Annotated in this window: 23 protein-coding genes and 2 tRNA genes; 22 read left to right on the top strand and 3 right to left on the bottom strand. The window is 62.6% G+C overall.

All coding sequences use genetic code 11. The annotated features are described in order from the left end of the window. Positions 1 to 26 precede the first annotated feature (26 nt). Positions 27 to 1,103 (bottom strand): tRNA epoxyqueuosine(34) reductase QueG, encoded by a 1,077-nt coding sequence (gene queG, locus QBK88_RS08020; protein WP_277961627.1) that lies wholly within the window; start codon positions 1,101 to 1,103, stop codon positions 27 to 29. Between the two features lie 66 nt (positions 1,104 to 1,169). Here queG and QBK88_RS08015 point away from each other — a divergent pair, with 66 nt between their 5' ends. The 11 genes from QBK88_RS08015 to QBK88_RS07965 all read left to right on the top strand — a co-directional run bounded on the left by QBK88_RS08015 (position 1,170) and on the right by QBK88_RS07965 (position 14,068). After that, the gene (locus QBK88_RS08015) at positions 1,170 to 2,669 is read left to right on the top strand and encodes an NAD(P)H-hydrate dehydratase (RefSeq protein WP_277961626.1); all 1,500 of its coding nucleotides are present in this window, start codon (positions 1,170 to 1,172) and stop codon (positions 2,667 to 2,669) included. Continuing rightward, positions 2,657 to 3,127 (top strand): tRNA (adenosine(37)-N6)-threonylcarbamoyltransferase complex ATPase subunit type 1 TsaE, encoded by a 471-nt coding sequence (tsaE, locus tag QBK88_RS08010; protein WP_268145900.1) that lies wholly within the window; start codon positions 2,657 to 2,659, stop codon positions 3,125 to 3,127. The genes QBK88_RS08015 and tsaE overlap by 13 nt, the downstream gene beginning before the upstream one ends. Positions 3,128 to 3,133: 6 nt before the next feature. Beyond that, positions 3,134 to 4,558 (top strand): N-acetylmuramoyl-L-alanine amidase, encoded by a 1,425-nt coding sequence (locus QBK88_RS08005; RefSeq protein ID WP_268145898.1) that lies wholly within the window; start codon positions 3,134 to 3,136, stop codon positions 4,556 to 4,558. Beyond that, positions 4,555 to 6,459, top strand: a complete 1,905-nt coding sequence (gene mutL, locus QBK88_RS08000) for a DNA mismatch repair endonuclease MutL (protein ID WP_277961625.1) — start codon at positions 4,555 to 4,557, stop codon at positions 6,457 to 6,459. Before QBK88_RS08005 ends, mutL begins: the two co-directional genes overlap by 4 nt. A gap of 5 nt (positions 6,460 to 6,464) precedes the next feature. Further along, complete coding sequence (miaA, locus tag QBK88_RS07995) at positions 6,465 to 7,436, top strand: tRNA (adenosine(37)-N6)-dimethylallyltransferase MiaA (RefSeq protein WP_277961624.1); 972 nt, start codon at positions 6,465 to 6,467, stop codon at positions 7,434 to 7,436. A gap of 95 nt (positions 7,437 to 7,531) precedes the next feature. Further along, positions 7,532 to 7,792, top strand: a complete 261-nt coding sequence (gene hfq, locus QBK88_RS07990) for an RNA chaperone Hfq (RefSeq protein WP_008368554.1) — start codon at positions 7,532 to 7,534, stop codon at positions 7,790 to 7,792. Between the two features lie 12 nt (positions 7,793 to 7,804). Continuing rightward, positions 7,805 to 9,106: a ribosome rescue GTPase HflX gene (gene hflX / locus QBK88_RS07985; RefSeq protein ID WP_277961623.1), complete on the top strand. Its 1,302-nt coding sequence runs from the start codon at positions 7,805 to 7,807 to the stop codon at positions 9,104 to 9,106. 96 nt (positions 9,107 to 9,202) lie between these two features. Beyond that, positions 9,203 to 10,378, top strand: a complete 1,176-nt coding sequence (hflK, locus tag QBK88_RS07980) for an FtsH protease activity modulator HflK (protein WP_268145897.1) — start codon at positions 9,203 to 9,205, stop codon at positions 10,376 to 10,378. Further along, a complete protein-coding gene (hflC, locus tag QBK88_RS07975) occupies positions 10,378 to 11,247 on the top strand; it encodes a protease modulator HflC (protein WP_268145896.1) in 870 nt (289 codons plus the stop codon). Before hflK ends, hflC begins: the two co-directional genes overlap by 1 nt. 286 nt (positions 11,248 to 11,533) lie before the next feature. Further along, positions 11,534 to 12,721: an ATP phosphoribosyltransferase regulatory subunit gene (locus QBK88_RS07970; RefSeq protein WP_277961622.1), complete on the top strand. Its 1,188-nt coding sequence runs from the start codon at positions 11,534 to 11,536 to the stop codon at positions 12,719 to 12,721. 54 nt (positions 12,722 to 12,775) lie between these two features. Further along, complete coding sequence (locus QBK88_RS07965) at positions 12,776 to 14,068, top strand: adenylosuccinate synthase (protein WP_158157081.1); 1,293 nt, start codon at positions 12,776 to 12,778, stop codon at positions 14,066 to 14,068. A gap of 287 nt (positions 14,069 to 14,355) precedes the next feature. Here the strand turns inward: QBK88_RS07965 and QBK88_RS07960 are convergent. Then, positions 14,356 to 14,442 (bottom strand) — tRNA-Leu (locus QBK88_RS07960). A gap of 175 nt (positions 14,443 to 14,617) precedes the next feature. Then, positions 14,618 to 14,704 (bottom strand) — tRNA-Leu (locus tag QBK88_RS07955). Positions 14,705 to 14,920: 216 nt separating this feature from the next. Between QBK88_RS07955 and rnr the strand changes: the two genes are divergently transcribed. From rnr to QBK88_RS07900, 11 genes are all read left to right on the top strand, one after another. After that, positions 14,921 to 17,563, top strand: coding sequence for a ribonuclease R (gene rnr, locus QBK88_RS07950; protein WP_277961621.1), 2,643 nt, complete (start codon positions 14,921 to 14,923; stop codon positions 17,561 to 17,563). Then, positions 17,560 to 18,306 (top strand): 23S rRNA (guanosine(2251)-2'-O)-methyltransferase RlmB, encoded by a 747-nt coding sequence (gene rlmB / locus QBK88_RS07945; protein ID WP_277961620.1) that lies wholly within the window; start codon positions 17,560 to 17,562, stop codon positions 18,304 to 18,306. The genes rnr and rlmB overlap by 4 nt, the downstream gene beginning before the upstream one ends. 282 nt (positions 18,307 to 18,588) lie before the next feature. Next, positions 18,589 to 19,014 (top strand): 30S ribosomal protein S6, encoded by a 426-nt coding sequence (gene rpsF, locus QBK88_RS07940; protein WP_027979704.1) that lies wholly within the window; start codon positions 18,589 to 18,591, stop codon positions 19,012 to 19,014. A 28-nt stretch (positions 19,015 to 19,042) separates the two neighbouring features. Next, entirely contained in the window at positions 19,043 to 19,273 is a 231-nt protein-coding gene (rpsR, locus tag QBK88_RS07935) for a 30S ribosomal protein S18 (RefSeq protein WP_008368574.1), read from the top strand. 35 nt (positions 19,274 to 19,308) lie between these two features. Further along, positions 19,309 to 20,199: a hypothetical protein gene (locus QBK88_RS07930; protein WP_277961619.1), complete on the top strand. Its 891-nt coding sequence runs from the start codon at positions 19,309 to 19,311 to the stop codon at positions 20,197 to 20,199. A gap of 18 nt (positions 20,200 to 20,217) precedes the next feature. After that, positions 20,218 to 20,664: a 50S ribosomal protein L9 gene (rplI, locus tag QBK88_RS07925; protein WP_027979702.1), complete on the top strand. Its 447-nt coding sequence runs from the start codon at positions 20,218 to 20,220 to the stop codon at positions 20,662 to 20,664. A gap of 110 nt (positions 20,665 to 20,774) precedes the next feature. Continuing rightward, complete coding sequence (dnaB, locus tag QBK88_RS07920; RefSeq protein WP_277961618.1) at positions 20,775 to 22,172, top strand: replicative DNA helicase; 1,398 nt, start codon at positions 20,775 to 20,777, stop codon at positions 22,170 to 22,172. Positions 22,173 to 22,353: 181 nt separating this feature from the next. Beyond that, on the top strand, positions 22,354 to 24,657 hold the full coding sequence (locus QBK88_RS07915) for a YgiQ family radical SAM protein (RefSeq protein WP_277961617.1): 2,304 nt from the start codon (positions 22,354 to 22,356) through the stop codon (positions 24,655 to 24,657). A gap of 142 nt (positions 24,658 to 24,799) precedes the next feature. After that, a complete protein-coding gene (locus tag QBK88_RS07910; protein WP_277961616.1) occupies positions 24,800 to 25,711 on the top strand; it encodes an NAD synthetase in 912 nt (303 codons plus the stop codon). Continuing rightward, positions 25,708 to 26,154, top strand: coding sequence for a hypothetical protein (locus tag QBK88_RS07905; RefSeq protein WP_277961615.1), 447 nt, complete (start codon positions 25,708 to 25,710; stop codon positions 26,152 to 26,154). Before QBK88_RS07910 ends, QBK88_RS07905 begins: the two co-directional genes overlap by 4 nt. Positions 26,155 to 26,264: 110 nt before the next feature. Beyond that, on the top strand, positions 26,265 to 26,693 hold the full coding sequence (locus tag QBK88_RS07900) for a hypothetical protein (protein ID WP_277961614.1): 429 nt from the start codon (positions 26,265 to 26,267) through the stop codon (positions 26,691 to 26,693). Positions 26,694 to 26,871 lie beyond the last annotated feature (178 nt).

Here is a 26,871-nt window from a genome sequence, read left to right as displayed (position 1 = left end):
GTCCCAGGCCTGGGGGAAGTATCCAGTCACTGCGCCGAAGCGCGCTGCGCATGCTGGCGCAGCGCCCATTCCACATGCTCGCGCACCAGCTCGGAAGGGTATTCGCGCCGCGCAGCCAGTGCCTCCAGCACCGGAATGGTCGACGGCGCATTCCCCAGGCCCACTGCCAGGTTGCGCAGCCAGCGCTCATACCCCGCCCGCCGCAATGGCGACCCTTCGGTACTGCTGAGAAACGTCGCTTCATCCCACAGGAACAGCTCCGCCAAACCGGCGTTATCCAGGTTGTGCCGAGGCTTGAAGTCGCCCTCGCCGCTGGGGCGGGCGAAGCGGTTCCAGGGGCAGACGATCTGACAGTCATCGCAGCCAAACACGCGGTTGCCGATCAGGGGCCGCAGTTCTTCCGGTATCGCGCTTTTCAGCTCGATGGTCAGGTACGAGATGCACCGCCGTGCATCCAGTACGTACGGTCCGACGAAGGCATTGGTGGGGCATATGTCCAGGCAGGCGCTGCAACGGCCGCAGTGTTCCGTGGCGTGGGGTTCGTCCACGGGCAGTGGCAAGTCGACGAACAGTTCGCTGAGGAAGAAGTAACTGCCCGCCTTGCGGTTCAACACCAGGGTATTCTTGCCTATCCAGCCCAGGCCCGCCTGTTCGGCGATGGCCTTTTCCAGCACCGGGGCGCTGTCGACGAAGGCGCGGTAGCCAAACGGGCCGATGGCCTGCTGGATGCGTTCGGCCAGTTGCTGCACGCGCTTGCGGATCAGCTTGTGGTAGTCGCGGCCCAGGGCGTAGCGCGATACATAGGCCTTTTCCGGCTGGGCCAGCAGTTGCGCCATGCCGGTGTCGCCAGGTAGGTAGTCCATGCGCAGGGAGACCACGCGCAGGGTGCCGGGTACCAGTTCGTCAGGGTGCGAGCGCTTGCTGCCGTGGGCGCCCATGTATTCCATTTCGCCGTGGTAGCCGGCTGCCAGCCAGCGTTCCAGGTGTTTTTCGTGTTCGCCAAGGTCCAGGCCGGCGATGCCGACTTGCTGGAAGCCCAGTTCGCGGCCCCAGTCTTTGATGGATTGGGCCAGTGCGGGGAGATCGGCGATGACGGCGGACATGCGAAGAGGGAAACCGGGGCTGAGGTGGGTATAATTCTGCCAGACATTGCGAGTGAACGTTCAACCATGCCACTTCCAGACGACGACATGCCCGACCTGCTGTACAGCGCGGCCCAGGTGCGGGCGCTCGATGCGGCCCTGATCGCGGCCGGTACCGACGGTTTTGAACTGATGCAGCGCGCCGCCCACGCCGCCTGGCGCGCCTTGCGCCGGCACTGGCCCCAGGCCGATGGGGTAACGGTACTGGCCGGGCACGGCAACAATGCCGGCGACGGCTACCTGATCGCGGCCCTGGCCCAGCGAGCGGGCTGGTCGGTGACTGTGCTGGCGGTGGGTGATACCGCCCGTCTGCAGGGCGATGCCGCGGCGGCCCTGGCTGAGGCGCGGGCTGCCCGGGTCGACATCCAGCCGTGGTCGGCGGATACGCCCTTGCAAGGGGTGCTGGTGGACGCGCTGCTAGGCACCGGCCTGACCGGCACGGTGCGTTCGCCCTACGCCGACGCGATCGACGCTATGAACGCCAGTGGTCTGCCAGTGTTGGCGGTGGATATCCCTTCGGGGTTGTGCACCGATACCGGTCAGGTCCTTGGTCATGGGGTCAGGGCCGACCTCACGGTGACCTTCATCGGCTTGAAGTTCGGGCTGTTCAGCGGCCAGGCTGCCGACCAGGTGGGCCGCCTGGTGTTTGACGACCTGCAGGCTGAACCGGCGATCGTCGCTGCCCAGCCGGTCATGGCTCGGCGCCTGAGCATCGTTTCACTTCCCCGGCCCGCCCCAAGGCCCATGACCGCGCACAAGGGCAATTACGGCCAGGTGCTGGTCATCGGTGGCGACCTGGGCACGGGGGGCGCCACGTTGATGAGCGCCGAAGCGGCCTTGCGCACGGGGGCTGGCATGGTCAGCCTGGCGACCCGGGCCGAGCATGTGCCAGCGGCCATTACCCGGCTGCCCGAGGTGATGGCTCTGGGCGTTCATTCGTCCAATCAACTGCTGGGCCCGCTGGACAAGGCCGATATCGTCGTCATTGGCCCCGGCCTTGGCCAGGCCAGTTGGGGGCGTAGCCTGCTGTCCATTGCGGCGACGGTGGCCAAGGCTCAGGTCTGGGACGCCGATGCCCTGAACCAGTTGGCCGAGGGCCGCGTGGTCTTGCCGGCGGGGTGCGTCATTACTCCACACCCGGGCGAGGCAGCGCGCCTGCTGGGCGTGACAACCGCCCAGGTGCAGGCCGACCGTGCCCATGCGGCGCTGGCCCTGGCGAAGAAGTTTTCGACCGTCTGCGTACTGAAAGGCGCCGGCAGCTTGATCGCCGCGCCGGATGGTCGCCTGGCGCTGTGCAACCACGGCCACCCGGCCATGGCCACCGCCGGGCTGGGGGATGTGCTCAGCGGTGTGCTGGGCGCTCTTCTGGCGCAGCACATGGCCCCGTATGATGCCGCCTGTCTGGGCGTGTGGCTGCATGCGTGCGCGGGCGAGCAACAAGGTAGCAAGGGCCGCGGGCTGGCGGCCACCGATCTGATTCCAGCCATCCGTCAGTTGTTCGAGGAGCTGTCCCCTTGTCTGAAATAGAGCTGTTTGTGCCCGACGAAGACGCCATGGTCGCCTTTGGCGGCCGTCTGGCACAGGTCACCCAGGCCATCGGGGTGATCTTCCTCGAAGGCGACCTGGGAGCCGGTAAAACCACGCTGTCACGGGGGCTGATCCGGGGGCTTGGGCACACCGGCGCGGTGAAGAGCCCGACCTTCACCCTGGTCGAACCTTACGAGTCTGCGAGCTTTCGCGCCTATCATTTTGATCTGTATCGCCTTGTCGATCCCGAAGAACTGGAATTTCTTGGCATTCGGGATTACTTTGAAGGTGACGCTCTCTGTCTGATCGAGTGGCCTCAGCGTGGTGCGGGCTTTTTGCCAAAGCCTGACCTGACCATTACCATACGCCCCCACGCGGGCGGCCGTTCGCTGACTTTGACGCCACAGGGCGCGCGTGGCGAGTCGTGGTGTGCCGTCCTGGCACAGAAAATCAAATAATTCTGGGTGGGTGTTTGTATGCGCATTCGCGCGCTGGTCGCGTTGGTGGGGTTGCTGTTGGTGGCATATGCCGTCGACGCCGTGGCGGCTTCGCAGGTCAAGAGTGTTCGGCTGTGGCGAGCGCCGGATAACACGCGGCTGGTATTCGACCTGTCGGGCCCGGTCGAGCATAGCCTGTTCACCCTGCAATCCCCTGACCGCCTGGTGATCGACATCAACGGCGCCACCCTGGGCGCGCCGCTGAACCTGCCGATCGCCAACACGCCGATTACCTCGGTGCGTTCGGCCCAGCGCACACCCACCGACCTGCGGGTGGTCATCGACCTGAAAAAGGCCGTGACCCCGAAAAGCTTCTCCCTGGCGCCCAACCAGCAATATGGCAACCGCCTGGTGGTAGACCTGTTCGACAACGCCGCCGACGCCACGCCGCCACCGCCGGAGCCTACCGTGGCCACCACGCCCGCCGTGCCCGTGACGCCGGTGCAGCCGGCGATCAAGCTGGCGCCGGTGCCAAACGGCAAGCGTGACATCATCGTTGCCATCGACGCCGGCCACGGCGGCGAAGACCCGGGCGCCTCGGGGTCGCGCGGCCAACACGAAAAGGACATCACCCTGCAGATCGCCCGCGAACTGCAACGCCAGATCAACGGCGAGAAAGGCTTCCGCGCCGAATTGACCCGTACGGGTGATTACTTCATCCCGCTGCGCCAGCGCACCGAGATCGCCCGCAAGAAGGGTGCCGACCTGTTCGTGTCCATCCATGCCGACGCCGCGCCATCTTCGGCGGCCGTGGGCGCCTCGGTATTCGCGCTGTCCGAACGTGGGGCCACTTCCGAGACCGCGCGTTGGCTGGCCGACAGTGAAAACCGCTCCGACCTGATCGGTGGTGCCGGGGCCGTCAGCCTCGATGACAAGGACAAGATGCTTGCCGGCGTGCTGCTGGACCTGTCCATGACGGCCTCCCTCAGTTCCAGCCTCAACGTGGGCCAGAAAGTGTTAAGCAACATCGGCCGCGTGACCCCGCTGCACAAGGCGCGGGTCGAGCAGGCCGGGTTCATGGTGCTGAAGTCCCCGGACATCCCGTCGATCCTGGTGGAAACCGGCTTCATCTCCAACTCGGGCGAAGCCGCCAAGCTGCAAAGCTCCAGCCACCAGCAAGCCCTGGCGCGCTCCATCACCAGCGGCGTGCGCCAGTTCTTCCAGCAGAACCCGCCACCGGGCACCTACATTGCCTGGCTGCGTGACAGCGGCAAACTGGCCCAAGGGCCTACCGAGCACGTGGTGCGCCCCGGCGAAACCCTGCCCATGCTTGCCGTGCGCTACAACCAGTCGGTGGCTACCCTGCGCAGCGCCAACAACCTGACCACCGATGAATTGAAGATAGGCCAGACCCTGGAAATTCCTGCAACCGTACTGGCGGCACAGCAATGACGTCTTCCGCCCGTATCGAACTGCTCAGCCCCCGCCTTGCCAACCAGATCGCCGCTGGCGAGGTGGTTGAGCGCCCGGCGTCGGTCATCAAGGAACTGCTGGAAAACAGCCTGGACTCCGGCGCCCGGCGCATCGACGTGGAAGTGGAGCAGGGCGGCGTCAAGCTCCTGCGGGTGCGCGACGACGGCAGCGGTATTGCCTCGGACGACCTGCCCCTGGCGCTGGCCCGCCACGCCACCAGCAAGATCCGTGACCTGGAGGACCTGGAGCGGGTGATGAGCCTAGGCTTCCGGGGTGAGGCCCTGGCTTCCATCAGCTCGGTGGCGCGCCTGACGCTGACCTCGCGCACCCGGGATGCCGAGCAGGCCTGGCAGGTGGAAACCGAAGGCCGGGACATGTCCCCGCGCGTGCAGCCGGCGGCGCACCCGGTAGGTACTTCGGTTGAAGTGCGGGATCTGTTCTTCAATACCCCGGCGCGGCGCAAGTTTCTCAAAACCGAAAAAACCGAATTCGATCACCTTCAAGAAGTGATCAAGCGTCTGGCACTGGCGCGTTTTGACGTAGGCTTCCACCTGCGCCACAACGGCAAGAGCATCCTCAGCCTGCACGAAGCCCACGATGACACGGCCCGTGCCCGACGCGTGGGCGCCATCTGCGGCCCGGGTTTCCTGGAACAGGCGCTGCCCATTGAGGTGGAGCGCAACGGCCTGCACCTGTGGGGTTGGGTCGGCCTGCCGACCTTCTCGCGCAGCCAGGCCGACATGCAGTACTTCTTCGTCAACGGCCGCGCCGTGCGCGACAAGCTGGTGGCCCACGCAGTGCGCCAGGCCTACCGCGATGTGCTGTTCAACGGCCGCCACCCGACCTTCGTCCTGTTCTTCGAAGTCGACCCAGCGGTGGTAGACGTCAACGTCCACCCCACCAAGCACGAAGTGCGCTTCCGTGATGGGCGCATGGTGCATGATTTCCTCTACGGCACCCTGCACCGCGCCCTGGCGGACGTGCGCCCGGAAAACCAGTTGCCGTCTGCCCCGGCCATCGAACCAGTAGCGCGCCCCAGCGGCCTGGAGGCTGGTGAATTCGGGCCCCAGGGCGAGATGCGCCTGGCGGCCAACGTGCTCGAGCAGCAACAGCAGCAACCGGAAGTTGCCAGCCGCGGCTACAGTGCCAGCTCAGGTGCGGGCTACCAATACGTACCGCGCCCGGCCCAGCCGGCGCCCACCGCCGAGACCCAGGCGGCCTACCGTGAATTCTATGCGCCATTGCCCCAGGCAGCGGGCGCCGCGGCTCCCAACCTGCCGGAAGGCCAGGGTGACATACCGCCGCTGGGCTACGCGCTGGCGCAGCTCAAGGGCATCTACATTCTGTCCGAGAACGCCCAGGGGCTGGTGCTGGTGGACATGCACGCCGCCCATGAGCGCATCATGTATGAGCGCCTGAAAGTGGCCATGGCCAGTGAAGGCCTCAGTGGCCAGCCGCTGCTGGTGCCCGAATCCATCGCCGTCAGCCAGCGCGAGGCCGATTGCGCCGAGGAGCACGCCGTCTGGTTCCAGCGCCTGGGCTTCGAGCTGCAACGCCTGGGCCCGGAAAGCCTGGCCATTCGGCAGATCCCGGCCCTGCTCAAGCAGGCCGAGGCCAACCGCCTGGTGCATGACGTGCTCGCCGACCTCATGGAGTACGGTACCAGCGACCGAATTCAGGCCCACCTCAATGAACTGCTGGGCACCATGGCCTGCCACGGCGCCATCCGCGCCAACCGGCGCCTGGCCATCCCGGAAATGAACGGCCTGCTGCGCGACATGGAAAACACTGAGCGCAGCGGCCAATGCAACCATGGCCGTCCCACCTGGACCCAGATGGGCCTGGACGACCTGGACAAACTCTTCCTGCGTGGCCGTTGATACCGATGAGTGCGTTACCCCCAGCGATATTCCTGATGGGCCCCACGGCCGCCGGCAAGACCGACCTTGCCATCGAGCTGAGCAAAGTACTGCCCATCGAGTTGATCAGCGTCGATTCGGCGCTGGTGTACCGCGGCATGGACATCGGCACCGCCAAGCCTTCCAAGGACATCCTGGCCGCCCACCCACACCGCCTGATCGACATCATCGACCCGTCCGAGGCCTACTCGGCTGCCGAATTTCGTGCCGACGCCTTGCAGGCGATGGCCGAGATCACCTCGCGTGGCAATATCCCGTTACTGGTCGGCGGCACGATGTTGTATTTCAAGGCGTTGCTGGACGGGTTGGCCGATATGCCCCCGGCCGATTCCGCGGTGCGCGAACAGCTGGAGGCCATGGCCCAGGCCGGTGGGCTGCAGGTTCTGCACGACGAACTGGCCCGGGTCGATCCGGTATCGGCAGCGCGAATCCACCCCAATGACCCCCAGCGCCTGATCCGTGCATTGGAAGTTTACCGGGTAAGCGGTTCCAGCATGACCGAGCACCGCGCTCGACAATCTGCGCAAAGTACCGACGCAGGCGCTACGGGTGCCGGTCAATTGCCCTATACTGTTGCCAGCCTGGCGATTGCGCCGACGGATCGCCAGGTGCTTCACGAACGTATCGCCCTGCGTTTTCGGCAGATGCTGGAACAGGGGTTCGTCGACGAGGTCAGAGCCTTGCGTGCCAGAAGTGACTTGCACGCCGGCCTGCCGTCTATACGTGCAGTGGGTTACCGCCAAGTCTGGGATCATCTGGATGGCAAGCTGAGCTCGGTGGAAATGCAGGAAGGCGGCATCATTGCGACACGTCAACTCGCCAAACGGCAGTTCACCTGGCTGCGAAGCTTCGGTGATCTTCACTGGTTGGACAGCCTGGCTTGTGACAATCTGCCACGCACCTTGAAATACCTTGGAACGGTCTCCATATTGAGCTGAGTCCTTGTAATTGCCGTCTATCCTTGGGGTGGGGCGGCCTAAGCCATCATTTTTTCTGATATTTCTTACTATTGATCCTTAAAGGAGTGCGGCACATGTCAAAAGGGCATTCGCTACAAGACCCTTACTTGAATACATTGCGTAAAGAGAAGGTCGGCGTTTCGATCTACCTCGTTAACGGTATCAAGTTGCAAGGCACCATCGAATCGTTCGACCAGTTCGTGATTCTGCTCAAGAACACCGTAAGCCAGATGGTTTACAAGCACGCTGTCTCCACCGTCGTTCCTGTGCGCCCGATCCGTCTGCCTAGCGCAACCGAATCCGAGCATGGCGACGTCGAACCAGGTAACGCCTGATAGGAGTCTGCTTTGTTCTTTGAGCGCCACGGTGGTGGTGAACGGGCCATTCTCGTTCACTTGGATGGTCATGACCCTGAGGCGCGCGAAGATCCGCAGGAGTTTCAGGAGCTGGCCGTTTCGGCCGGCGCCGAAACTGTCGCGTTCGTCAACGTGGCGCGGCATCAGCCCACGGCCAAATACCTGATAGGCAGCGGCAAGGTCGAGGAATTGCGCGACCAGGTCAAAGCCGAACAGGTCGATCTGGTGATTTTCAATCACACCCTCACACCCAGCCAGGAACGTAACCTCGAACGTGCTTTCGAGTGTCGCGTGCTTGACCGTACCGGTCTGATTCTGGATATCTTCGCCCAGCGGGCGCGCACCCATGAAGGCAAGCTGCAGGTGGAACTCGCCCAGCTCGAGCACATGAGTACGCGACTGGTCCGCGGCTGGACTCACCTTGAGCGCCAGAAAGGCGGTATCGGCCTGCGTGGCCCGGGTGAAACCCAGCTGGAAACCGACCGCCGTCTGCTGCGGGTACGCCTGCGCCAGATCAAGGCGCGCCTTGAGAAGGTTCGCAGCCAGCGCGAGCAGGCTCGTCGTGGCCGTCGCCGCGCCGACATTCCTTCGGTCTCGCTGGTCGGTTACACCAACGCCGGCAAATCCACCCTGTTCAATGCCGTGACCTCGTCCGAGGTGTATGCGGCCGACCAGTTGTTCGCCACCCTGGACCCGACCCTGCGCCGTCTGGAGCTCGATGACCTGGGCCCGGTGATCCTTGCCGACACGGTGGGCTTCATTCGTCACCTGCCGCACAAGCTGGTGGAGGCTTTCCGGGCTACGCTCGAAGAGTCGAGCAATTCCGACCTGCTGCTGCACGTGATCGACGCCCATGAGCCGGAGCGCATGGCGCAGATCGAACAGGTCATGGCGGTGCTCACCGAGATCGGTGCCCAAGGGTTGCCGATCCTGGAGGTGTATAACAAACTCGACCTGCTTGAAGGGGTGGAGCCACAGATCCAACGCGATGCCGATGGCAAGCCGCAGCGGGTATGGGTGTCGGCACGCGACGGGCGTGGCCTGGACCTGGTCAAACAGGCCGTGGCCGAGCTGCTGGGCGAGGACCTGTTCGTCGCTACCTTGCGCCTGCCACAGCACCTGGCGCGCCTGCGGGCACAGTTTTTCGAGATGGGTGTGGTGCAAAGCGAGGCGCATGACGAGGAAGGTGCCAGCCTGTTGGCGGTGCGAATACCCCGTAGCGAGCTCAACCGTCTGGTCAGCCGGGCAGGGATGGAACCGCTGGAATTCATCGAGCAACACACTTTGCAATAAAAGCCCTGCAACGCGGCGGTGCCGCGAGCTCGGGCATTCTGTAGCATTGGTTGGCGCGCCGTGGGTGCGTCTTTGCTTTATCAGATGGAGAGCGCTATGGCTTGGAATGAGCCGGGTGGCAACTCGAACAATCAGGATCCTTGGGGTGGCAAACGCCGTGGTGGCGACCGCAAGGGGCCACCGGATCTCGACGAGGCCTTCCGAAAGCTGCAGGAAAGCCTGAACAGCATGTTCGGTGGTGGAAAAAAACGCGGTGGTGATGGCAACGGGTCTTCCAGGGGCGGTGGCTTCGGCCTGCTCGGGATCGGCCTGGTCGTGCTGGCCGCCATTTGGCTGTACAGCGCCATCTACGTGGTGGACGAGCAGGAGCAAGCCGTGGTGCTGCGCTTCGGCAAGTACTACGAGACCGTCGGCTCGGGCCTGAACATCTATTTCCCGCCCTTCGACAAGAAGTACCTGGAAAACGTGACGCGCGAGCGTACGTACACCAAGCAGGGCCAGATGCTCACCGAGGACGAGAACATCGTCGAGGTGCCGCTGACCGTGCAATACCGCATCAGCAACCTGCAGGACTACGTGCTCAACGTCGACCAGCCGGAAGTCAGCCTTCAGCATGCCACCGACAGCGCCCTGCGCCACGTGGTGGGGTCCACCACCATGGACCAGGTCCTGACCGAGGGCCGTGAGCTGATGGCCAGCGAAATCAAGAAGCGCCTCCAGGGCTTCATGGACACCTACAAGACCGGTATCACCATTACCCAGGTCAACGTGCAGAGCGCGGCCGCCCCGCGTGAAGTCCAGGAAGCCTTCGATGATGTGATCCGCGCCCGTGAAGACGAGCAGCGCTCGCGCAACCAGGCCGAAACCTACGCCAATGGCGTGGTGCCGGAAGCCCGTGGTCAGGCCCAGCGCATCATCGAGGACGCCAATGGCTACCGCGATGAGGTGGTGTCGCGTGCCAAGGGTGAGGCCGACCGCTTCACCAAGCTGGTGACCGAGTACCGCAAGGCACCGGAGGTCACCCGTCAGCGCCTGTACCTGGAGACCATGCAGGACGTCTACAGCAACACCAGCAAGGTGCTGGTGAGCAGCGAGAAAGGGGGTAACAACCTGATCTACCTGCCGCTGGACAAGATGGTCAACAGCAGCCACGGCAATGCGCCAGTGGTGTCGGGCAGCGTGACGCCGCCGGTCACGGACGCGGCAGGCGCCCGTGCGGCCGCCGATCTGCAGCAGCAACAACGTGAACTGCGTTCCAGGGAGACTCGCTGATGGGCAATAAATCACTGATCGCCCTGATCGTTGGCGTGGTACTGGCCATCGTGGCGTGGAACAGCTTCTACATCGTCTCCCAGACCGAGCGCGCGGTAATGCTGCGTTTCGGTCGCGTGGTACAGGCTGATGTGCCGCCTGGCCTGCACGTTAAAGTGCCGTACGTGAACCAGGTGCGCAAGTTCGACGCCCGCCTGATGACCCTCGATGCCCCTACCCAGCGGTTCCTGACCCTGGAGAAGAAGGCCGTGATGGTCGATGCGTACGCCAAGTGGCGCGTGAAGGACGCGGAGCGCTTCTATACCGCTACCTCGGGCATGAAGCAGATCGCCGATGACCGCCTGTCCCGCCGCCTGGAATCGGGGCTGCGTGACCAGTTCGGCAAGCGCACCCTGCACGAAGTGGTGTCGGGCCAGCGTGACGAATTGATGGCCGGTATCACCGAGTCGTTGAACAAGATGGCCAACGACGAGTTGGGCATCGAAGTCATTGATGTGCGGGTCAAGGCCATCGACCTGCCCAAGGAAGTGAACAAAAGCGTCTTCGACCGCATGAGTACCGAGCGTGAGCGTGAGGCTCGCGAGCACCGCGCCAAGGGTAACGAGCTGGCCGAAGGCATTCGTGCCGACGCCGATCGTCAACGCCGCGTGCTGCTGGCCGAGGCCTATCGCGAGTCGGAAGAAGCCCGCGGTGACGGCGATGCCCAGGCGGCCGCCATCTACGCCAAGGCCTACGGTCAGGATCAGGAGTTCTACTCCTTCTACCGTAGCCTGCAGGCTTACCGTCAGAGTTTCTCCAACAAGAGCGACGTGCTGGTGCTGGACCCAAGCAGCGACTTCTTCCGCTACATGGAGAAGTACAAGCCTTGAATGGAGCACTCCGCCGGGCGGTCAAATCGCCCGGCGGGGTGACCATTTCTGAAAACGTGTTATGATGCGGCAGCCGGGAAATTCCCGGCTTTTTTGCGTCTGCAAGATCGATTGGCCCTTCGCGCCAGTCTTTTGCGAAGTGTTTCAGACTGTTTCCAAAGTAATCGAGGGCAATGGCTCAAGCAGGCAGGGCGGCATGAAAACCGCTGCAACGTGCCTCGTCATTGCCTGCTTCACTCAAGGCTCGCCCGGAGGCGTGCCGCCCGGATCATAGGGGAAAGGCGTAATGGCAACGGTAGACCGCTGGCTGCTGCCAGATGGCATCGAAGAAGTACTGCCGCCGGAAGCGGCGCGCATCGAAGTAGCGCGTCGCCAGGTGTTGGATCTGTTCCAGAGCTGGGGCTATGAGTTCGTCGTCACCCCGCATATCGAGTACCTGGAGTCGCTGCTGACCGGCGCGGGCCAGGACCTGGATCTGCGCACCTTCAAGGTTGTCGACCCGCAATCCGGGCGGCAGATGGGCTTCCGTGCCGACATCACCCCGCAAGTGGCGCGCATCGACGCGCACACCCTGCGTCGTGAAGGCCCGAGCCGGCTGTGCTACGCCGGCAGCGTGCTGCATGCCCAGCCGCGGGCCCTGTCATCCTCGCGCAGCCCGATCCAGTTGGGTGCCGAGCTGTATGGCGATGCCAGCCCGAGCAGCGATGTGGAAGTGATCAGCCTGATGCTGGCTATGCTTCAACTGGCAGATGTCGCGGATGTGCACATGGACCTCGGCCATGTGGGCATCTACCGTGGCCTGGCGCGCGCCGCCGGCCTGAGTGGCGCCGTCGAGCAGCAGTTGTTCGATGCCCTGCAGCGCAAGGCCATCGACGAGGTCATCGCCCTCACCGAAGGCCTGCCAACCGACCTGGCGGCCATGCTGCGCGCACTTGTCGAGCTGTGTGGTGGGGCTGAAGTGTTCGCCGAGGCCCGTGTACGCCTGGCCAACGCCCCGGCGCCGGTCATCGCGGCCCTGGATGACTTGCAGGCCATCGCCGAACGCCTGGCGGCCCGTTTCCCCGAGCTGCCCTTGTATTTCGACCTGGGCGAGCTGCGCGGCTACCACTACCACACCGGTGTGGTATTCGCGGTGTTCGTTCCGGGTGTCGGCCAGTCGATCGCCCAGGGCGGTCGGTATGACGATATCGGCGCCGACTTCGGTCGTGCGCGTCCGGCGACGGGGTTCTCCACCGACCTCAAGACCCTGGTTACCCTGGGTCGCGCCGAGGTGGAACTGCCCAGCGGTGGCATCTGGATGCCAGACAGCACCGATGCGGCACTCTGGCAGCAGGTCTGCCAGCTGCGTCGTGACGGCCAGCGGGTGGTTCAGGCGCTGCCTGGCCAGGCGTTGAGCGCGGCCGCGGAGGCCGATTGCGACCGCCAATTGATTCAGCAGAACGGGCTGTGGCAAGTACTGCCGCTGGCTTCTTGAGTTTTCCCGCCGGCCGAAGCCGGCACCAAGTTTGCGCGAATGAGGACAAGTGTCATGGGTAAGAATGTCGTAGTCCTGGGCACCCAGTGGGGTGATGAGGGCAAAGGCAAGATCGTTGATCTGCTGACCGAACATGCAGCCGCCGTAGTGCGCTACCAAGGTGGCCACAATGCTGGCCACACCCTGGTGATCGACGGTGAAAAGACCGTTCTGCACCTGATTCCGTCGGGCGTGCTGCGCGAAGGCGTGCAATGCCTGATCGGCAACGGCGTGGTGGTAGCCCCCGACGCCCTGCTGCGTGAGATCATCAAGCTGGAAGAGAAGGGCGTACCGGTGCGTGAGCGCCTGCGCATCAGCCCCTCCTGCCCGCTGATCCTCTCCTACCACGTGGCCCTGGACCAGGCTCGCGAAAAAGCCCGTGGCGAGCACAAGATCGGTACCACCGGTCGCGGCATCGGCCCGGCCTACGAAGACAAGGTCGCGCGCCGCGGCCTGCGCATCGGTGACCTGTTCCACCGCGAGCGTTTCGCCGCCAAGCTGGGCGAGTTGCTGGACTACCACAACTTCGTGCTGGTCAATTACTACAAAGAGCCGGCCATCGACTTCCAGAAGACCCTGGACGAGTGCATGGAATACGCCGAGCTGCTCAAGCCGATGATGCTGGACGTCACCGCCGAGCTGCACGCCCTGCGTCGCGCTGGCAAGGACATCATGTTCGAAGGTGCCCAGGGCTCGCTGCTGGACATCGACCACGGTACCTACCCGTACGTGACCAGCTCCAACACCACCGCTGGCGGCATCGCCACGGGTTCGGGTGTCGGCCCCATGTACCTGGACTACATCCTGGGCATCACCAAGGCCTACACCACTCGCGTGGGTTCCGGTCCGTTCCCTACCGAGCTGTTCGATGACGTGGGTGCCTATCTGGCCAAGCGTGGCCACGAGTTCGGTGCCACCACCGGCCGTGCCCGTCGTTGCGGCTGGTTCGACGCCGTCATCCTGCGCCGCGCCATCGACGTCAACAGCATCTCGGGCATCTGCCTGACCAAGCTGGACGTACTGGACGGCCTGGAAACCATCAATATCTGCGTTGGTTACAAGAACGCCGAAGGCGCGGTCATCGACGCACCGACCGACGCAGACAGCTACATCGGCCTGGAGCCGGTGTACGAGCAGATGCCAGGCTGGAGCGAATCGACCCTGGGTGCCAAGACCCTGGAAGAGCTGCCATTGGCTGCCCGCAACTACATCAAGCGTGTCGAAGAGCTGGTCGGTGCACCGATCGACATCATTTCGACCGGTCCGGACCGCAACGAAACCATCGTGCTGCGTCACCCGTTCGCGTAAGCCTGCTGTAGCAAGCTCAAAGGGCCCTTCGGGGCCCTTTGTCGTTTCTGTCAGGCCCTCGGCGCCCAGGGCGCCCCTGCGGGCCTGGGCGAGGCCCGTGGCGTGCCTGATAAACCGAAGTGCCCTGCGCCCGGTCTGCACAGCGGCTCTGATAGCTGGGGGTGCCTTGAGGGGGTCGGGCGAAGCTCGGGAAGAGGGGGGCGCAATTTTCAAACGCCAGAAACGCAAAAACCCGCGTTAGCGGGTTTTTGGGGTGACTCAGAGACCAAGGATCTGTGAATCTGAATTGGTGCCCAGAAGAAGACTCGAACTTCCACGACCGTAAGGTCACCAGCACCTGAAGCTGGCGTGTCTACCAATTTCACCATCTGGGCATTTACTTCGACGTTGTCCGTCGTTGTGGGGCGCACTATACGGAGGGTATTGGAGGCTGTAAACCCCTGAGTGCAAAAATATTTGAAAAAGTTTTTCGGAGGCCAGAAACGCAAAAACCCGCTTTCGCGGGTTTTTGTGAGTGGCTCAAGATTGCTGTAATCTCAAGCCTGAATTTGGTGCCCAGAAGAAGACTCGAACTTCCACGACCGTAAGGTCACCAGCACCTGAAGCTGGCGTGTCTACCAATTTCACCATCTGGGCATCATCGTCAGCGCTGTTGCGTTTCCGATGGGGCGCACTATACGGGCGTCCTTTTGACCTGTAAACCCCTGTTATGAAAAAAGTTTAGGTTTTTTTGCATGGTGCAGGTTTCAGCCCGAATGTGCGGCATCGCGGGGGCTGTCAAACGGTGAAATTTCCCGTTTCAATACGCGTATGCCAAACTAACCCTTATATAGACAAGGTGAAATTTCTCTAATGGCCGATTGGCAGTCCCTCGATCCCGAGGCCGCTCGTGAAGCGGAAAAATACGAAAACCCTATTCCCAGCCGCGAGCTGATCCTCCAGCACCTCGACGAGCGTGGCTCTCCCGCCAGCCGCGAACAGTTGGTGGAAGAGTTCGGGCTGACCACCGAAGACCAGGTGGAGGCGCTGCGCCGCCGCCTGCGCGCCATGGAGCGCGACGCCCAGCTCATCTACACCCGCCGCGGCACCTATGCGCCCGTGGACAAGCTCGACCTGATCGCCGGTCGCATCAGCGGCCACCGCGACGGCTTTGGCTTCCTGATCCCCGACGACGGCTCCGATGACCTGTTCATGAGCCCGGCGCAGATGCGCCTGGTGTTCGACGGCGACCGTGCCCTGGCCCGGGTTTCCGGCCTTGACCGCCGTGGTCGTCGTGAAGGCGTGATCGTCGAAGTGGTGTCCCGTGGTCACGAGACCATTGTCGGCCGCTATTTCGAAGAGGGCGGTATCGGCTTCGTCACCCCGGACAACCCCAAGGTCAATCAGGAAGTGCTGATTACCCCGGGCCGCAACGCCGGCGCCAAGATTGGCCAGTTTGTCGAGGTGAAGATCACCCACTGGCCAACCCCGCGCTTCCAGCCCCAGGGCGATGTCATCGAAGTGGTCGGCAACTACATGGCGCCGGGCATGGAAATCGACGTGGCGCTGCGTACCTATGACATTCCTCACGTATGGCCGCAGGCCGTGCTCAAGGAAGCCGCCAAGCTCAAGCCCGAGGTGGAAGAGAAGGACAAGCAGAACCGCGTCGACCTGCGCCACCTGCCGTTCGTCACCATCGACGGCGAAGACGCCCGCGACTTCGACGATGCCGTCTACTGCGAAGCCAAGAGCAAACTGCGCCTGTTCAATGGCGGCTGGAAGCTATACGTGGCCATCGCCGACGTGTCCAGCTACGTGAAACTGGGCTCGGCCCTGGACGAAGAAGCCCAGGTGCGCGGCAACTCGGTGTACTTCCCCGAGCGCGTGATCCCGATGCTGCCGGAAGAGCTGTCCAACGGCCTGTGCTCGCTGAACCCGCACGTCGATCGCCTGGCCATGGTCTGCGAAATGACCATCTCCAAGACCGGCGAGATGACCGATTACCAGTTCTACGAAGCGGTGATCCACTCCCATGCGCGCCTGACCTACAACAAGGTCAGCACCATGCTCGAGCATTCGCGCACCAGTGAGGCCAAGGCCCTGCGCGGCGAGTACGGTGACGTGTTGCCGCATCTCAAGCAGTTGTACGCCATGTACAAAGTGCTGCTGGGTGCCCGCCATGCCCGTGGCGCCATCGACTTCGAAACCCAGGAAACCCGCATCGTCTTCGGTTCCGAGCGCAAGATCGCGGAAATCAAGCCGACTGTGCGCAACGACGCCCACAAGCTGATCGAAGAGTGCATGCTGGCCGCCAACGTTGCCACCGCCGAATTCCTGCAAAAGCATGAAATCCCGGCCCTGTACCGTGTGCACGATGGCCCGCCGCCAGAGCGCCTGGAAAAACTGCGCGCCTTCCTCGGCGAGCTGGGGCTGTCGATCAACAAGGGCAAGGACGGTCCGTCACCCAAGGACTACCGCGCGCTGCTGGAAAGCATCCAGGACCGTCCGGACTTCCACGTGATCCAGACCGTGATGCTGCGCTCCCTGAGCCAGGCGGTGTACAGCGCCGAGAACAACGGCCACTTCGGTCTGAACTACGAGGCGTACACCCACTTCACTTCGCCGATCCGCCGTTACCCGGACCTGCTGACCCACCGCGCCATCCGCAGCGTGATCCGCTCGAAGATGGACACCCCGCACGTCAAGCGTGCCGGTGCCATGACCATTCCGAAAGCGCGGATCTACCCGTACGACGAGCCGGCCCTGGAGCAGTTGGGCGAGCAGTGCTCCATGAGCGAGCGCCGTGCCGACGAAGCCACCCGCGACGTGGTCAACTGGCTCAAGTGCGAGTTCATGAAAGACCGGGTGGGCGAAACCTTCCCGGGCGTGATCACGGCCGTGACCGGTTTCGGTCTGTTCGTGGAACTGACCGATATTTTCGTCGAAGGCCTGGTGCACGTCACCGCGCTGCCGGGCGACTACTACCACTTCGACCCTGTGCACCACCGCCTCGCGGGCGAGCGCACCGGCCGCAGCTTCCGCCTGGGCGACACTGTGGAAGTACAGGTCATGCGGGTCGATCTGGATGAGCGCAAGATCGACTTCGGCATGTCGGAAAAAACCACCAGTGCTCCGGTGGGTCGCAAGAATCGCCAGGCTGAAAAGCCCGCGGCGAAGAAGGCTGCTGACAAGAAGCCTGCGGCCAAGTCCTACGACAAGCCTGCTTACGAAAAACCGGCCTACGAAAAGCCAGCGCCTGCCGCGCCGGTGTCCAAGCCGTCCAAGCGCCCGGCCAAGTCGTCGGAGTCGGCAAGCGCCTACCGCGCTTCCGATGCTGCGGCCAACAATGCCGACGTGCGCAAAAGCCGCGAAATGAAAAAAGCGCTGTTGGCCGAGGCCAAGAGCGGTGGCGGCAAGCCGGCGCGTTCGGACAAGTCGTCCGGCGCCAGCAAGCCCACCACGCATCGCAAAGGCCCGTCGAAGACGGGTGCCCGTAAACCGAAGGCGAAGTCATGAGTCAGTTGGAAAAGATCTACGGCGTGCACGCTGTGGAAGCCCTGTTGCGTCACCACCCCAAGCGGGTCAAGCAGATCTGGTTGGCGGAAAGCCGCAACGACCCACGTGTACAGCCGCTGATTGCCCTGGCCGCGGAAAACCGCGTGTCGGTGGGCCAGGCTGAGCGTCGCGAAATGGACGCCTGGGTCGAGGGCGTGCATCAGGGCGTGGTCGCCGAAGTCAGCCCTAGCCAGGTCTGGGGCGAGGCGATGCTCGACGAGCTGCTCGACCGTACCGAAGGTGCCCCATTGCTGCTGGTGCTGGATGGCGTGACTGACCCGCACAACCTTGGCGCCTGCCTGCGCACCGCCGATGCGGCGGGTGTGCTGGCCGTCATCGTGCCCAAGGACAAGTCGGCGACCCTGACCCCCGCAGTGCGTAAAGTGGCCTGTGGTGCTGCCGAAGTGATCCCGCTGGTGGCCGTGACCAACCTGGCGCGCACCCTGGAAAAACTCCAGCAGCGTGGCCTGTGGGTAGTGGGCACCGCTGGCGAAGCCGAGCAGGAGCTGTACCAGCACGACATGACCGGCCCGACCATCCTGGTCATGGGCGCCGAAGGCAAGGGCATGCGCCGCCTGACCCGCGAGCACTGCGATTACCTGGTGAAGCTGCCGATGCATGGCAGCGTCAGCAGCCTGAACGTGTCGGTGGCCACCGGCGTGTGCCTGTTCGAAGCCGTTCGTCAGCGCGGCGCCAAGAAGTAAGATCGGCGCCGTCTTTTTCCCGAGCTTCGCCCGGTCCCACGAGGGTTCATGCCGAACCCTGTAGGGCCGGGCGAAGCTCGGGAAGCAGGCACCGCAATTCTGTTCAAATATTCACCAATTCCCTTGCTTGTCCCCCGCCCCTTCTCTACAATTGCGCCCCTTGCCTCGACGGCAGGTGCTGGCAGTTCATCGTCGCCACCTTTTCCGCGAGCAAGACATACAGTGTCATTCACTCCTTGTCTGACCGCTCTGGCGGCAGGCTACAACCCGTAAGGAGCATTCATGCGTCATTACGAAATCATCTTTCTGGTCCACCCTGACCAGAGCGAGCAAGTCGGCGGCATGGTTGAGCGTTACACCAAGCTGATCGAAGAAGACGGCGGCAAAATCCACCGTCTGGAAGACTGGGGCCGTCGTCAACTGGCCTACGCAATCAACAATGTTCACAAGGCTCACTACGTGATGCTGAACGTTGAGTGCACCGGCAAGGCCCTGGCCGAGCTGGAAGACAACTTCCGCTACAACGATGCCGTGATCCGTAACCTGGTCATCCGTCGCGACGAAGCCGTAACTGGTCAGTCCGAGATGCTCAAGGCCGAAGAAAACCGCAGCGAGCGCCGTGAGCGTCGTGACCGTCCTGAGCATGCTGACAGCGCCGATGGCGATGACAGCGACAACAGCGACGCCAGCGATAACGCTGACGAGTAATCCACGGACCTTTTGAGGAGCCAATTACATGGCACGTTTCTTCCGTCGTCGTAAATTCTGCCGCTTCACCGCTGAAGACGTGAAAGAGATCGATTACAAAGATCTCAACACTCTGAAAGCCTACGTATCCGAAACCGGCAAAATCGTTCCAAGCCGTATCACCGGTACCAAAGCTCGTTATCAGCGTCAGCTGGCCGTCGCTATCAAGCGCGCCCGCTTCCTGGCCCTGCTGGCCTACACCGACAGCCACGGCCGCTGAGACCAGGTCGTCGACAAGTAACAAAGGATTGATGCATGCGCCCCATAGCTGATTTCATCATGCGCGGACGCGTGCAAGCCACCCTGGTGGTGGCGGGATGTGCGGCATTGCCGCTGTTGTTCTGGTTGAGTGCCGCCGCAGGTTGTCTTGTACTCCTGCGGCGCGGTTCGGACGCCTCGAGCGTCCTTGGTCTGGGGTTGTTGTCAGGGCTGGTTAGCTGGCACTTCACCCAAGACCCGGCAGGCCTTCTGGTGCTGCTGGGGGCTTGGAGCCTCGCGCTGATGTTGCGCGCAGGCCATTCCTGGAACCGCATACTGCTTGGCAGTGTGGCCGTGGGGCTGTTGTGTGCCGTGTGCGTGGGAACTGTGTTCAGTTCCGCCGTCGAACCGCTGGCCAAGGCATTTGCTGATGTCTTGCCGCAGGCGATGGGTGAGGTCTACCAGAATTTCTCGGCAGACCAGAAAGCCACATTCGGTGCACTGATGGTGCCGCTGACGATCATTTCAATCGCGTTTTCGTCGCAGGTCCTGAGCGTGCTATGCCTGATCCTTGGGCGTTATTGGCAGGCGATGTTGTATAACCCCGGTGGGTTCGGCCGCGAGTTTCGCGACATCCGAATCCCCCGAAAAGTGGCGCTGTCACTGCTGGCCATCATGTGCCTCGCACCGTTCTTCGGTGTGTACACATTGATCTTGTCGCCGTTGTGCAGTGTTCCACTGGTCTTTGCCGCGCTGGCCCTGATACATGGGCTGGTGGCGCGCAAGAAACTGGCAGGCTTCTGGCTTGTAGGGGTTTATGTGACATTGCTGCCTTTCATGCAGTTGCTCGGTCCTTTGCTCGTGGTTTTGGCCATTGTCGACAGCCTGATTGATTTTCGCGGACGTTTGGCGTCGAAAGACGCCGACAATGCGAACGGTGAAGGTTAAAAGTTAGAGGATTTCCACATGCAACTGATCCTTCTGGAAAAAGTCGCCAACCTGGGCAACCTGGGCGACAAAGTAAACGTTAAGGCTGGTTACGGCCGTAACTACCTGCTGCCTTACGGCAAAGCCACCGCCGCGACCCCAGCCAACCTGGCTGCGTTCGAAGAGCGTCGTGCCGAGCTGGAAAAAATCGCAGCAGACAAGAAAGCTTCGGCTGAAACTCGCGCTGCCCAACTGGCTGAGCTGGAAGTGACCATCACTGCCACCGCCGGTGACGAAGGCAAGCTGTTCGGTTCGATCGGCACCCACGACATCGCTGACGCTCTGACCGCCTCCGGCGTTGAAGTTGCCAAGGCTGAAGTTCGTCTGCCGAACGGCACCATCCGTAACGTTGGCGAATACGACGTTGCCGTGCACCTGCACAGCGACGTAGAAGCTACCGTACGCGTTGTCGTCGTAGCTGCTTAAGTAATGCCGATCGGCTTGGCACCTTCGGGTGCCAGCCGGTAACATCGGGCACGATCCTGTCTAACAGGTCGTGCCCTTTGTCTTTCTGTATCCCCTGATTTCAAGTGGCCATGAACGAGATATCCGCTCCCGAGCAATACGATCTGCAAACCGCTGCCCTGAAGGTGCCGCCGCATTCCATCGAGGCCGAACAGGCCGTGCTCGGTGGCTTGATGCTGGACAACAACGCCTGGGAACGTGTGCTCGATCAAGTTTCGGACGGCGATTTCTACCGTCATGACCATCGCCTGATCTTCCGCGCCATTGCCAAGCTGGCTGACCAGAACACGCCGTTCGACGTGGTTACCCTGCATGAGCAGCTGGACAAGGAAGGGCAGAGCAGCCAGGTCGGCGGCCTTGGCTACCTGGGTGAGCTGGCGAAAAACACGCCGTCGGTCGCCAACATCAAGGCCTATGCCCAGATCGTCCGTGAGCGGGCCACCCTGCGCCAGTTGATCAGCATCAGCAACGAGATTGCTGACAGCGCATTCAACCCCCAGGGCCGCAACGCCGCCGAGATCCTCGACGAGGCCGAACGGCAGATCTTCCAGATCGCCGAGGCCCGGCCGAAAACCGGCGGCCCGGTGAGCGTGAATGACCTGCTGACCAAGGCCATCGACCGCATCGACACCTTGTTCAACACTGATGAGGCCATCACCGGCCTGTCCACTGGCTACACCGACCTGGACGAGAAGACCAGCGGCCTGCAGCCGGCCGACCTGATCATCGTCGCCGGCCGGCCGTCCATGGGCAAGACCACCTTCGCCATGAACCTGGTGGAGAACGCCGTGCTGCGCAGCGACAAGGTGGTGCTGGTCTATTCGCTGGAGATGCCAGGTGATTCGCTGGTCATGCGGATGCTCTCGTCCCTGGGCCGTATCGACCAGACCAAGGTGCGTTCCGGCCGCCTGGACGATGACGATTGGCCGCGCCTGACCTCGGCGGTCAACCTGCTCAACGACCGCAAGCTGTTCATCGACGATACCGCCGGCATCAGCCCTTCGGAAATGCGTGCGCGTACCCGCCGCCTGGTGCGCGAGCACGGCGACATCGGCCTGATCATGATCGACTACCTGCAGCTGATGCAGATCCCGGGGTCCAGTGGTGACAACCGTACCAACGAGATTTCCGAGATTTCCCGGTCGTTGAAAGCCTTGGCCAAGGAATTCAACTGCCCAGTGGTGGCGCTGTCGCAGCTCAACCGCTCCCTGGAACAACGCCCCAACAAGCGCCCGGTGAACTCCGACTTGCGTGAATCGGGTGCGATCGAGCAGGACGCCGACGTGATCATGTTCGTGTACCGGGACGAGGTGTACCACCCGGAGACCGAGCACAAGGGCATCGCCGAGATCATCATCGGCAAGCAGCGTAACGGCCCCATCGGCTTCATCCGCCTGGCCTTCATCGGCAAATACACGCGCTTCGAGAACCTGGCCCCAGGCAGCTACAACTTCGACGACGACGAGTAACGTCAATCAGGATTCAAGGACCACCCCTGTGGGACCGGGCGAAGCTCGGGAATCAGGCGACGCGGACTATCGAATATAGCGTCGCGGCCTTCCCGAGCTTCGCCCGGTCCCACAATTGGTCAAAATTTGTGCTATATTCCGCGCCCGCGTTTTTTCAACACGTAGCCACACGGTCATCGACATGCAAGCAGCCAAGCCGTTATTCGACTATCCAAAGTACTGGGCCGAGTGTTTCGGGCCAGCGCCATTCCTGCCCATGAGCAGGGAGGAGATGGATCAGCTTGGCTGGGATTCCTGTGACATCATCATCGTCACCGGTGATGCCTATGTCGACCATCCGTCGTTTGGCATGGCCATCATCGGCCGCCTGCTGGAAGCCCAGGGCTTTCGCGTGGGCATCATCGCCCAGCCCGACTGGACGTCCAAAGACGACTTCATGAAGCTGGGCGAGCCGAACCTGTTCTTCGGCGTCGCGGCCGGCAACATGGACTCGATGATCAACCGCTACACCGCGGACAAGAAGATTCGTTCCGACGACGCCTACACCCCAGGCGGCCTGGCGGGCAAGCGCCCCGACCGCGCCAGCCTGGTGTACAGCCAGCGCTGCAAGGAAGCCTACAAGCATGTGCCGATCGTGCTGGGCGGCATCGAGGCCTCGCTGCGCCGCATCGCGCACTATGACTACTGGCAGGACCGCGTTCGCCATTCGATCCTGATCGACGCGTGCGCCGACATCCTGCTGTACGGCAACGCCGAGCGCGCCATCGTCGAAGTGGCTCAACGTCTGTCCTACGGGCAGAAGATCGAAGACATCACGGACATTCGCGGTACCGCCTTCGTGCGCCGCGACACGCCCCAGGGCTGGTACGAAGTGGACTCCACCCGTATCGACCGCCCGGGCAAGATCGACAAGATCATCAACCCGTACGTCAACACCCAGGACACCCAGGCCTGCGCCATCGAGCAGGAAAAGGGCGAGGTCGAAGACCCGAACGAGGCCAAGGTCGTGCAGATCCTGGCCAGCCCGCGCATGACCCGCGACAAGACGGTCATCCGCCTGCCGTCGTTCGAGAAAGTACGTGGCGACGCCGTGCTGTATGCCCACGCCAACCGCGTGCTGCACCTGGAAACCAACCCGGGCAACGCCCGCGCGCTGGTGCAGAAGCATGGCGAAGTGGATGTGTGGTTCAACCCGCCGCCCATTCCCATGACCACCGAAGAAATGGACTACGTGTTCGGCATGCCCTACGCGCGCATCCCGCACCCGGCGTACGGCAAGGAAAAAATTCCGGCCTACGACATGATCCGCTTCTCCGTGAACATCATGCGTGGCTGCTTCGGCGGCTGCACCTTCTGCTCGATCACCGAGCACGAAGGCCGCATCATCCAGAACCGTTCCGAAGAGTCGATCATTCGCGAGATCGAAGAGATCCGCGACAAGGTGCCCGGTTTCACCGGTGTCATTTCGGACATGGGCGGGCCGACCGCGAACATGTACCGCATCGCCTGCAAGAGCCCGGAAATCGAATCGGCGTGCCGCAAGCCGTCGTGCGTGTTCCCGGGTATCTGCCCGAACCTGAACACCGACCACTCGGCGCTGATCCAGCTGTACCGCAGTGCTCGTGCCCTGCCGGGGGTGAAGAAGATTCTGATCGCCTCGGGCCTGCGCTACGATTTGGCGGTGGAGTCGCCGGAGTACGTCAAGGAGCTGGTCACCTACCACGTGGGCGGCTACCTGAAGATTGCGCCGGAGCACACCGAAGAAGGCCCGCTGAACCAGATGATGAAGCCGGGTATCGGCTCGTACGACAAGTTCAAGCGCATGTTCGAGAAGTATTCGAAAGAAGCGGGCAAGGAACAGTACCTGATCCCGTACTTCATCGCCGCGCACCCGGGTACCACCGACGAAGACATGATGAACCTGGCCCTGTGGCTCAAGGGCAACGGGTTCCGCGCCGACCAGGTGCAGGCCTTCTACCCGTCGCCCATGGCGTCGGCCACGGCCATGTACCACTCGGGCAAGAACCCGCTGCGCAAGGTCACCTACAAGAGCGACCCGGTCACCATCGTCAAGAGCGAAGAGCAGCGCCGCTTGCACAAGGCGTTCCTGCGCTACCACGACCCGAAGGGCTGGCCGATGCTGCGTGAAGCGCTGGAACGCATGGGCCGCGCCGACCTGATCGGCCCGGGCAAGCACCAGTTGATCCCGCTGCACCAGCCGGCCACCGACACCTACCAGAGTGCACGGCGCAAGAACTCGACGCCGGCCGGCAGCCACAAGGTGGCCAAGGAAACCCGCATCCTGACCCAGCACACCGGCCTGCCACCGCGTGGCAGCGACGGCTCCAAGCCGTGGGACAAGCGCGAACAGGCCAAGGCCGCCGCCGAAGCCCGCGCCAAGGAAGCCGCCAAGGCCCGCCACGATGCGGCCAAGGGTGGCAAGGGCAAGAAGAAACCGTCACGCCAGCCGGTATTGCCGCGCTGAGTTGATATCCCCCTGTAGCCGCGGCCTCCAGGCCGCGCCACAGGCGCCGAGCAGCACCGACCCCACCGTATAAGGGCCGCGTGCTGCCAGACGGCGATTGCGGCATGTATCGCGTCTCCCCCACTGAACAAGGAACCGTCCAGTGAGCACAGCTCTCATCCAACCTTTCACCACTCCCTCGCAACGTTTTGCCCGCCAGCGCATTGAAACCAGCCTCAACCTGCCGCGCCTGTTCGCGGCCATCGACGCCGACCCCGGTATCGTTGGGGCTGGGGTGGTGTATATCGACAGCGACTTCAATGTCATTACGCTGCGTGAGTTCAAGCCGATCTGCAGCAAGGCGGTTAAGCGGGTCATTCTGCGCGAGGCCAAGCGGCATACAACGCCGGAGCAATTCATCAATCTGGTGCAAACAGACAGACGCGAGTCGCAGGTTCTTCAGGAAGCGATCAACGCCGGTTTGTCGTGCATGGGCGCGGTATTGAGCTGGGTCGTGATGCTCAGCGGCACCATCGCGGCGCCCTTTACCGGCGGGACAAGTACGGTCATCACTTTTATCGGTTACAGCGCAGCGACTGCCAGTGGTCTGCAATGCATTGCCGGCGTCGGGCGTACGGCGGTATCCGCTTACGACCAGGGGGCGGTCGATGAACTGGATAGCAATGAGTGGTACCAGGCTGTGTCCCTGATTCTGGATGGGATGTCATTGGCGGGCGTTGGCGCATCAGCGGTGACGACCACGAAACTGCTCATGATGGTCAAGGCCAGCAGTGGCAGACCGTTGCGCATGGCACTGCAGGGGCTGAACCGTCAGGAGCGCAAGCGGTTGACAGCTGAATTGCTTGCCCTGAAGGACCCGAAACTGACCCCTAAATTGATGAAGCTCAGGCAGGCAGCCAAGGCCTTGGAAAAGCGCTATACGCCGGCGCAGTTCAAGCACGCCACGGTTACCCAGATCAAGGACGCGCTCGGTGCCTCTCTTGGTGTGATCGGTAGCGCCCGGTCGGGGAATATCAATGTTGCCGTTGGGCTGTATGAGGAGCATGGCGAGTGAGCACAGAACTGAACCCGGTCAGCTGGCTCGCCAGGTACTACCCGGTATTCATTGGCGTAGTGCTCTGCAGTTGCGTGGCAATCGGAACAGCCGTTGCGGTCATTGGCTTCTCCTACTTGGGTGATGTTGCGCTCAAGCCCATCAAGGGCCTCGCACTTCTGGGGGGTGGCACGCTGGCCGGGCTTATAGTGTTCCTGGCCCACTTCATCATGGTGCGTGGCCGGCTTGCAGCTATGTGGGTCATTGTGGCTGTCCTGTTGGGCTGCCTGTTCACAGGACTTCCCAGCTATCTCTATCAGCCTCCTCTGGGCGTTTACGCGGTAGCGGTGCTATCGCCGCTTATTGGTTTGCTGCTGCTCAACTCCAGAAGGCACCGCGAGATGCGTCAGCATTGGTTGATGTTGCGTCGCCAGCGCGAGGGGCGTAGCCAATCCGGTCGTTAGCAATGTGCTTCGGCCATCGCAAAACTGCAGAGCTGGAGCGGTAATGTGGCCTCTGGAAACCTGGGCGATACCGGCAAGTCCATCAGCAGGGCTGTACGAGGAACTGAGTGATGACTGAGGTATCAAGCTTTCGCCAGTGGCTGGGGCGCTACCTGCTGGTGTTCATGGGTGTCATATTCATGGGGTGTTTTTCGTTGGGGGCGGCGGTGGCGATGGTGGCCAATGCACTCGGCAACGTTCACCAGCGCGCGATCTACGGTTGGCTGGCGTGCCTGGCACTGGGGGCTGTGCTGGTTCACATCAACCTGTTCATCGTGCTGGGGTGGCGTAACTGGGCAGGCGTAATGGCGGCTTTCTTCGTAGCGTGCTTGCTGGCGGTTCTGGCGGCGTTCGATCCCGGTGCTTCCCGCGTCATGGTCGGCGGCTGCCTGCTTTGGCCCGTGATTGGTCTGCTGTTGCTGAACAGCAAGCGCCACCGGGAAATGCGCGCGGGCATCCAGGCGAGGCGCCAACGGCGCCTTTTGCGACGCAGTGCCTGACTGGCCCAACAGTCGCCTCGCTCAGTTTCGTCATGCGCGCGCCCGATAAATGTGCAACGCTGTCGACGCAAACCGGGCATGGCACGATCTTGGTGCTGTGCTTGAATGAGCAAGCGCTCTAACGCTTGGCTTTGCCACGTGGCATAAGTCTTGCGCGGTACGCTTACCGTCCAGGCTC

It is taken from the genome of Pseudomonas sp. RIT-To-2 (genome assembly GCF_029623465.1).
GTDB classification, from domain to species: Bacteria; Pseudomonadota; Gammaproteobacteria; order Pseudomonadales; family Pseudomonadaceae; genus Aquipseudomonas; species Aquipseudomonas silvicola.
The sequence above is the reverse complement of the archived record's forward strand: the minus strand, read 5'-3'. Positions and strand labels throughout refer to the sequence as shown.

Bases quoted from the DNA above. Each gene is read 5' to 3' on its own strand.
- queG (WP_277961627.1), bottom strand. From the start codon at position 1,103: ATGTCCGCCGTCATCGCCGATCTCCCCGCACTGGCCCAATCCATCAAA.
- QBK88_RS08015 (WP_277961626.1), top strand. From the start codon at position 1,170: ATGCCACTTCCAGACGACGACATGCCCGACCTGCTGTACAGCGCGGCC.
- mutL (WP_277961625.1), top strand. From the start codon at position 4,555: ATGACGTCTTCCGCCCGTATCGAACTGCTCAGCCCCCGCCTTGCCAAC.
- miaA (WP_277961624.1), top strand. From the start codon at position 6,465: ATGAGTGCGTTACCCCCAGCGATATTCCTGATGGGCCCCACGGCCGCC.
- hfq (WP_008368554.1), top strand. From the start codon at position 7,532: ATGTCAAAAGGGCATTCGCTACAAGACCCTTACTTGAATACATTGCGT.
- hflK (WP_268145897.1), top strand. From the start codon at position 9,203: ATGGCTTGGAATGAGCCGGGTGGCAACTCGAACAATCAGGATCCTTGG.
- hflC (WP_268145896.1), top strand. From the start codon at position 10,378: ATGGGCAATAAATCACTGATCGCCCTGATCGTTGGCGTGGTACTGGCC.
- QBK88_RS07970 (WP_277961622.1), top strand. From the start codon at position 11,534: ATGGCAACGGTAGACCGCTGGCTGCTGCCAGATGGCATCGAAGAAGTA.
- QBK88_RS07965 (WP_158157081.1), top strand. From the start codon at position 12,776: ATGGGTAAGAATGTCGTAGTCCTGGGCACCCAGTGGGGTGATGAGGGC.
- rnr (WP_277961621.1), top strand. From the start codon at position 14,921: ATGGCCGATTGGCAGTCCCTCGATCCCGAGGCCGCTCGTGAAGCGGAA.
- rlmB (WP_277961620.1), top strand. From the start codon at position 17,560: ATGAGTCAGTTGGAAAAGATCTACGGCGTGCACGCTGTGGAAGCCCTG.
- rpsF (WP_027979704.1), top strand. From the start codon at position 18,589: ATGCGTCATTACGAAATCATCTTTCTGGTCCACCCTGACCAGAGCGAG.
- rpsR (WP_008368574.1), top strand. From the start codon at position 19,043: ATGGCACGTTTCTTCCGTCGTCGTAAATTCTGCCGCTTCACCGCTGAA.
- QBK88_RS07930 (WP_277961619.1), top strand. From the start codon at position 19,309: ATGCGCCCCATAGCTGATTTCATCATGCGCGGACGCGTGCAAGCCACC.
- rplI (WP_027979702.1), top strand. From the start codon at position 20,218: ATGCAACTGATCCTTCTGGAAAAAGTCGCCAACCTGGGCAACCTGGGC.
- dnaB (WP_277961618.1), top strand. From the start codon at position 20,775: ATGAACGAGATATCCGCTCCCGAGCAATACGATCTGCAAACCGCTGCC.
- QBK88_RS07915 (WP_277961617.1), top strand. From the start codon at position 22,354: ATGCAAGCAGCCAAGCCGTTATTCGACTATCCAAAGTACTGGGCCGAG.
- QBK88_RS07900 (WP_277961614.1), top strand. From the start codon at position 26,265: ATGACTGAGGTATCAAGCTTTCGCCAGTGGCTGGGGCGCTACCTGCTG.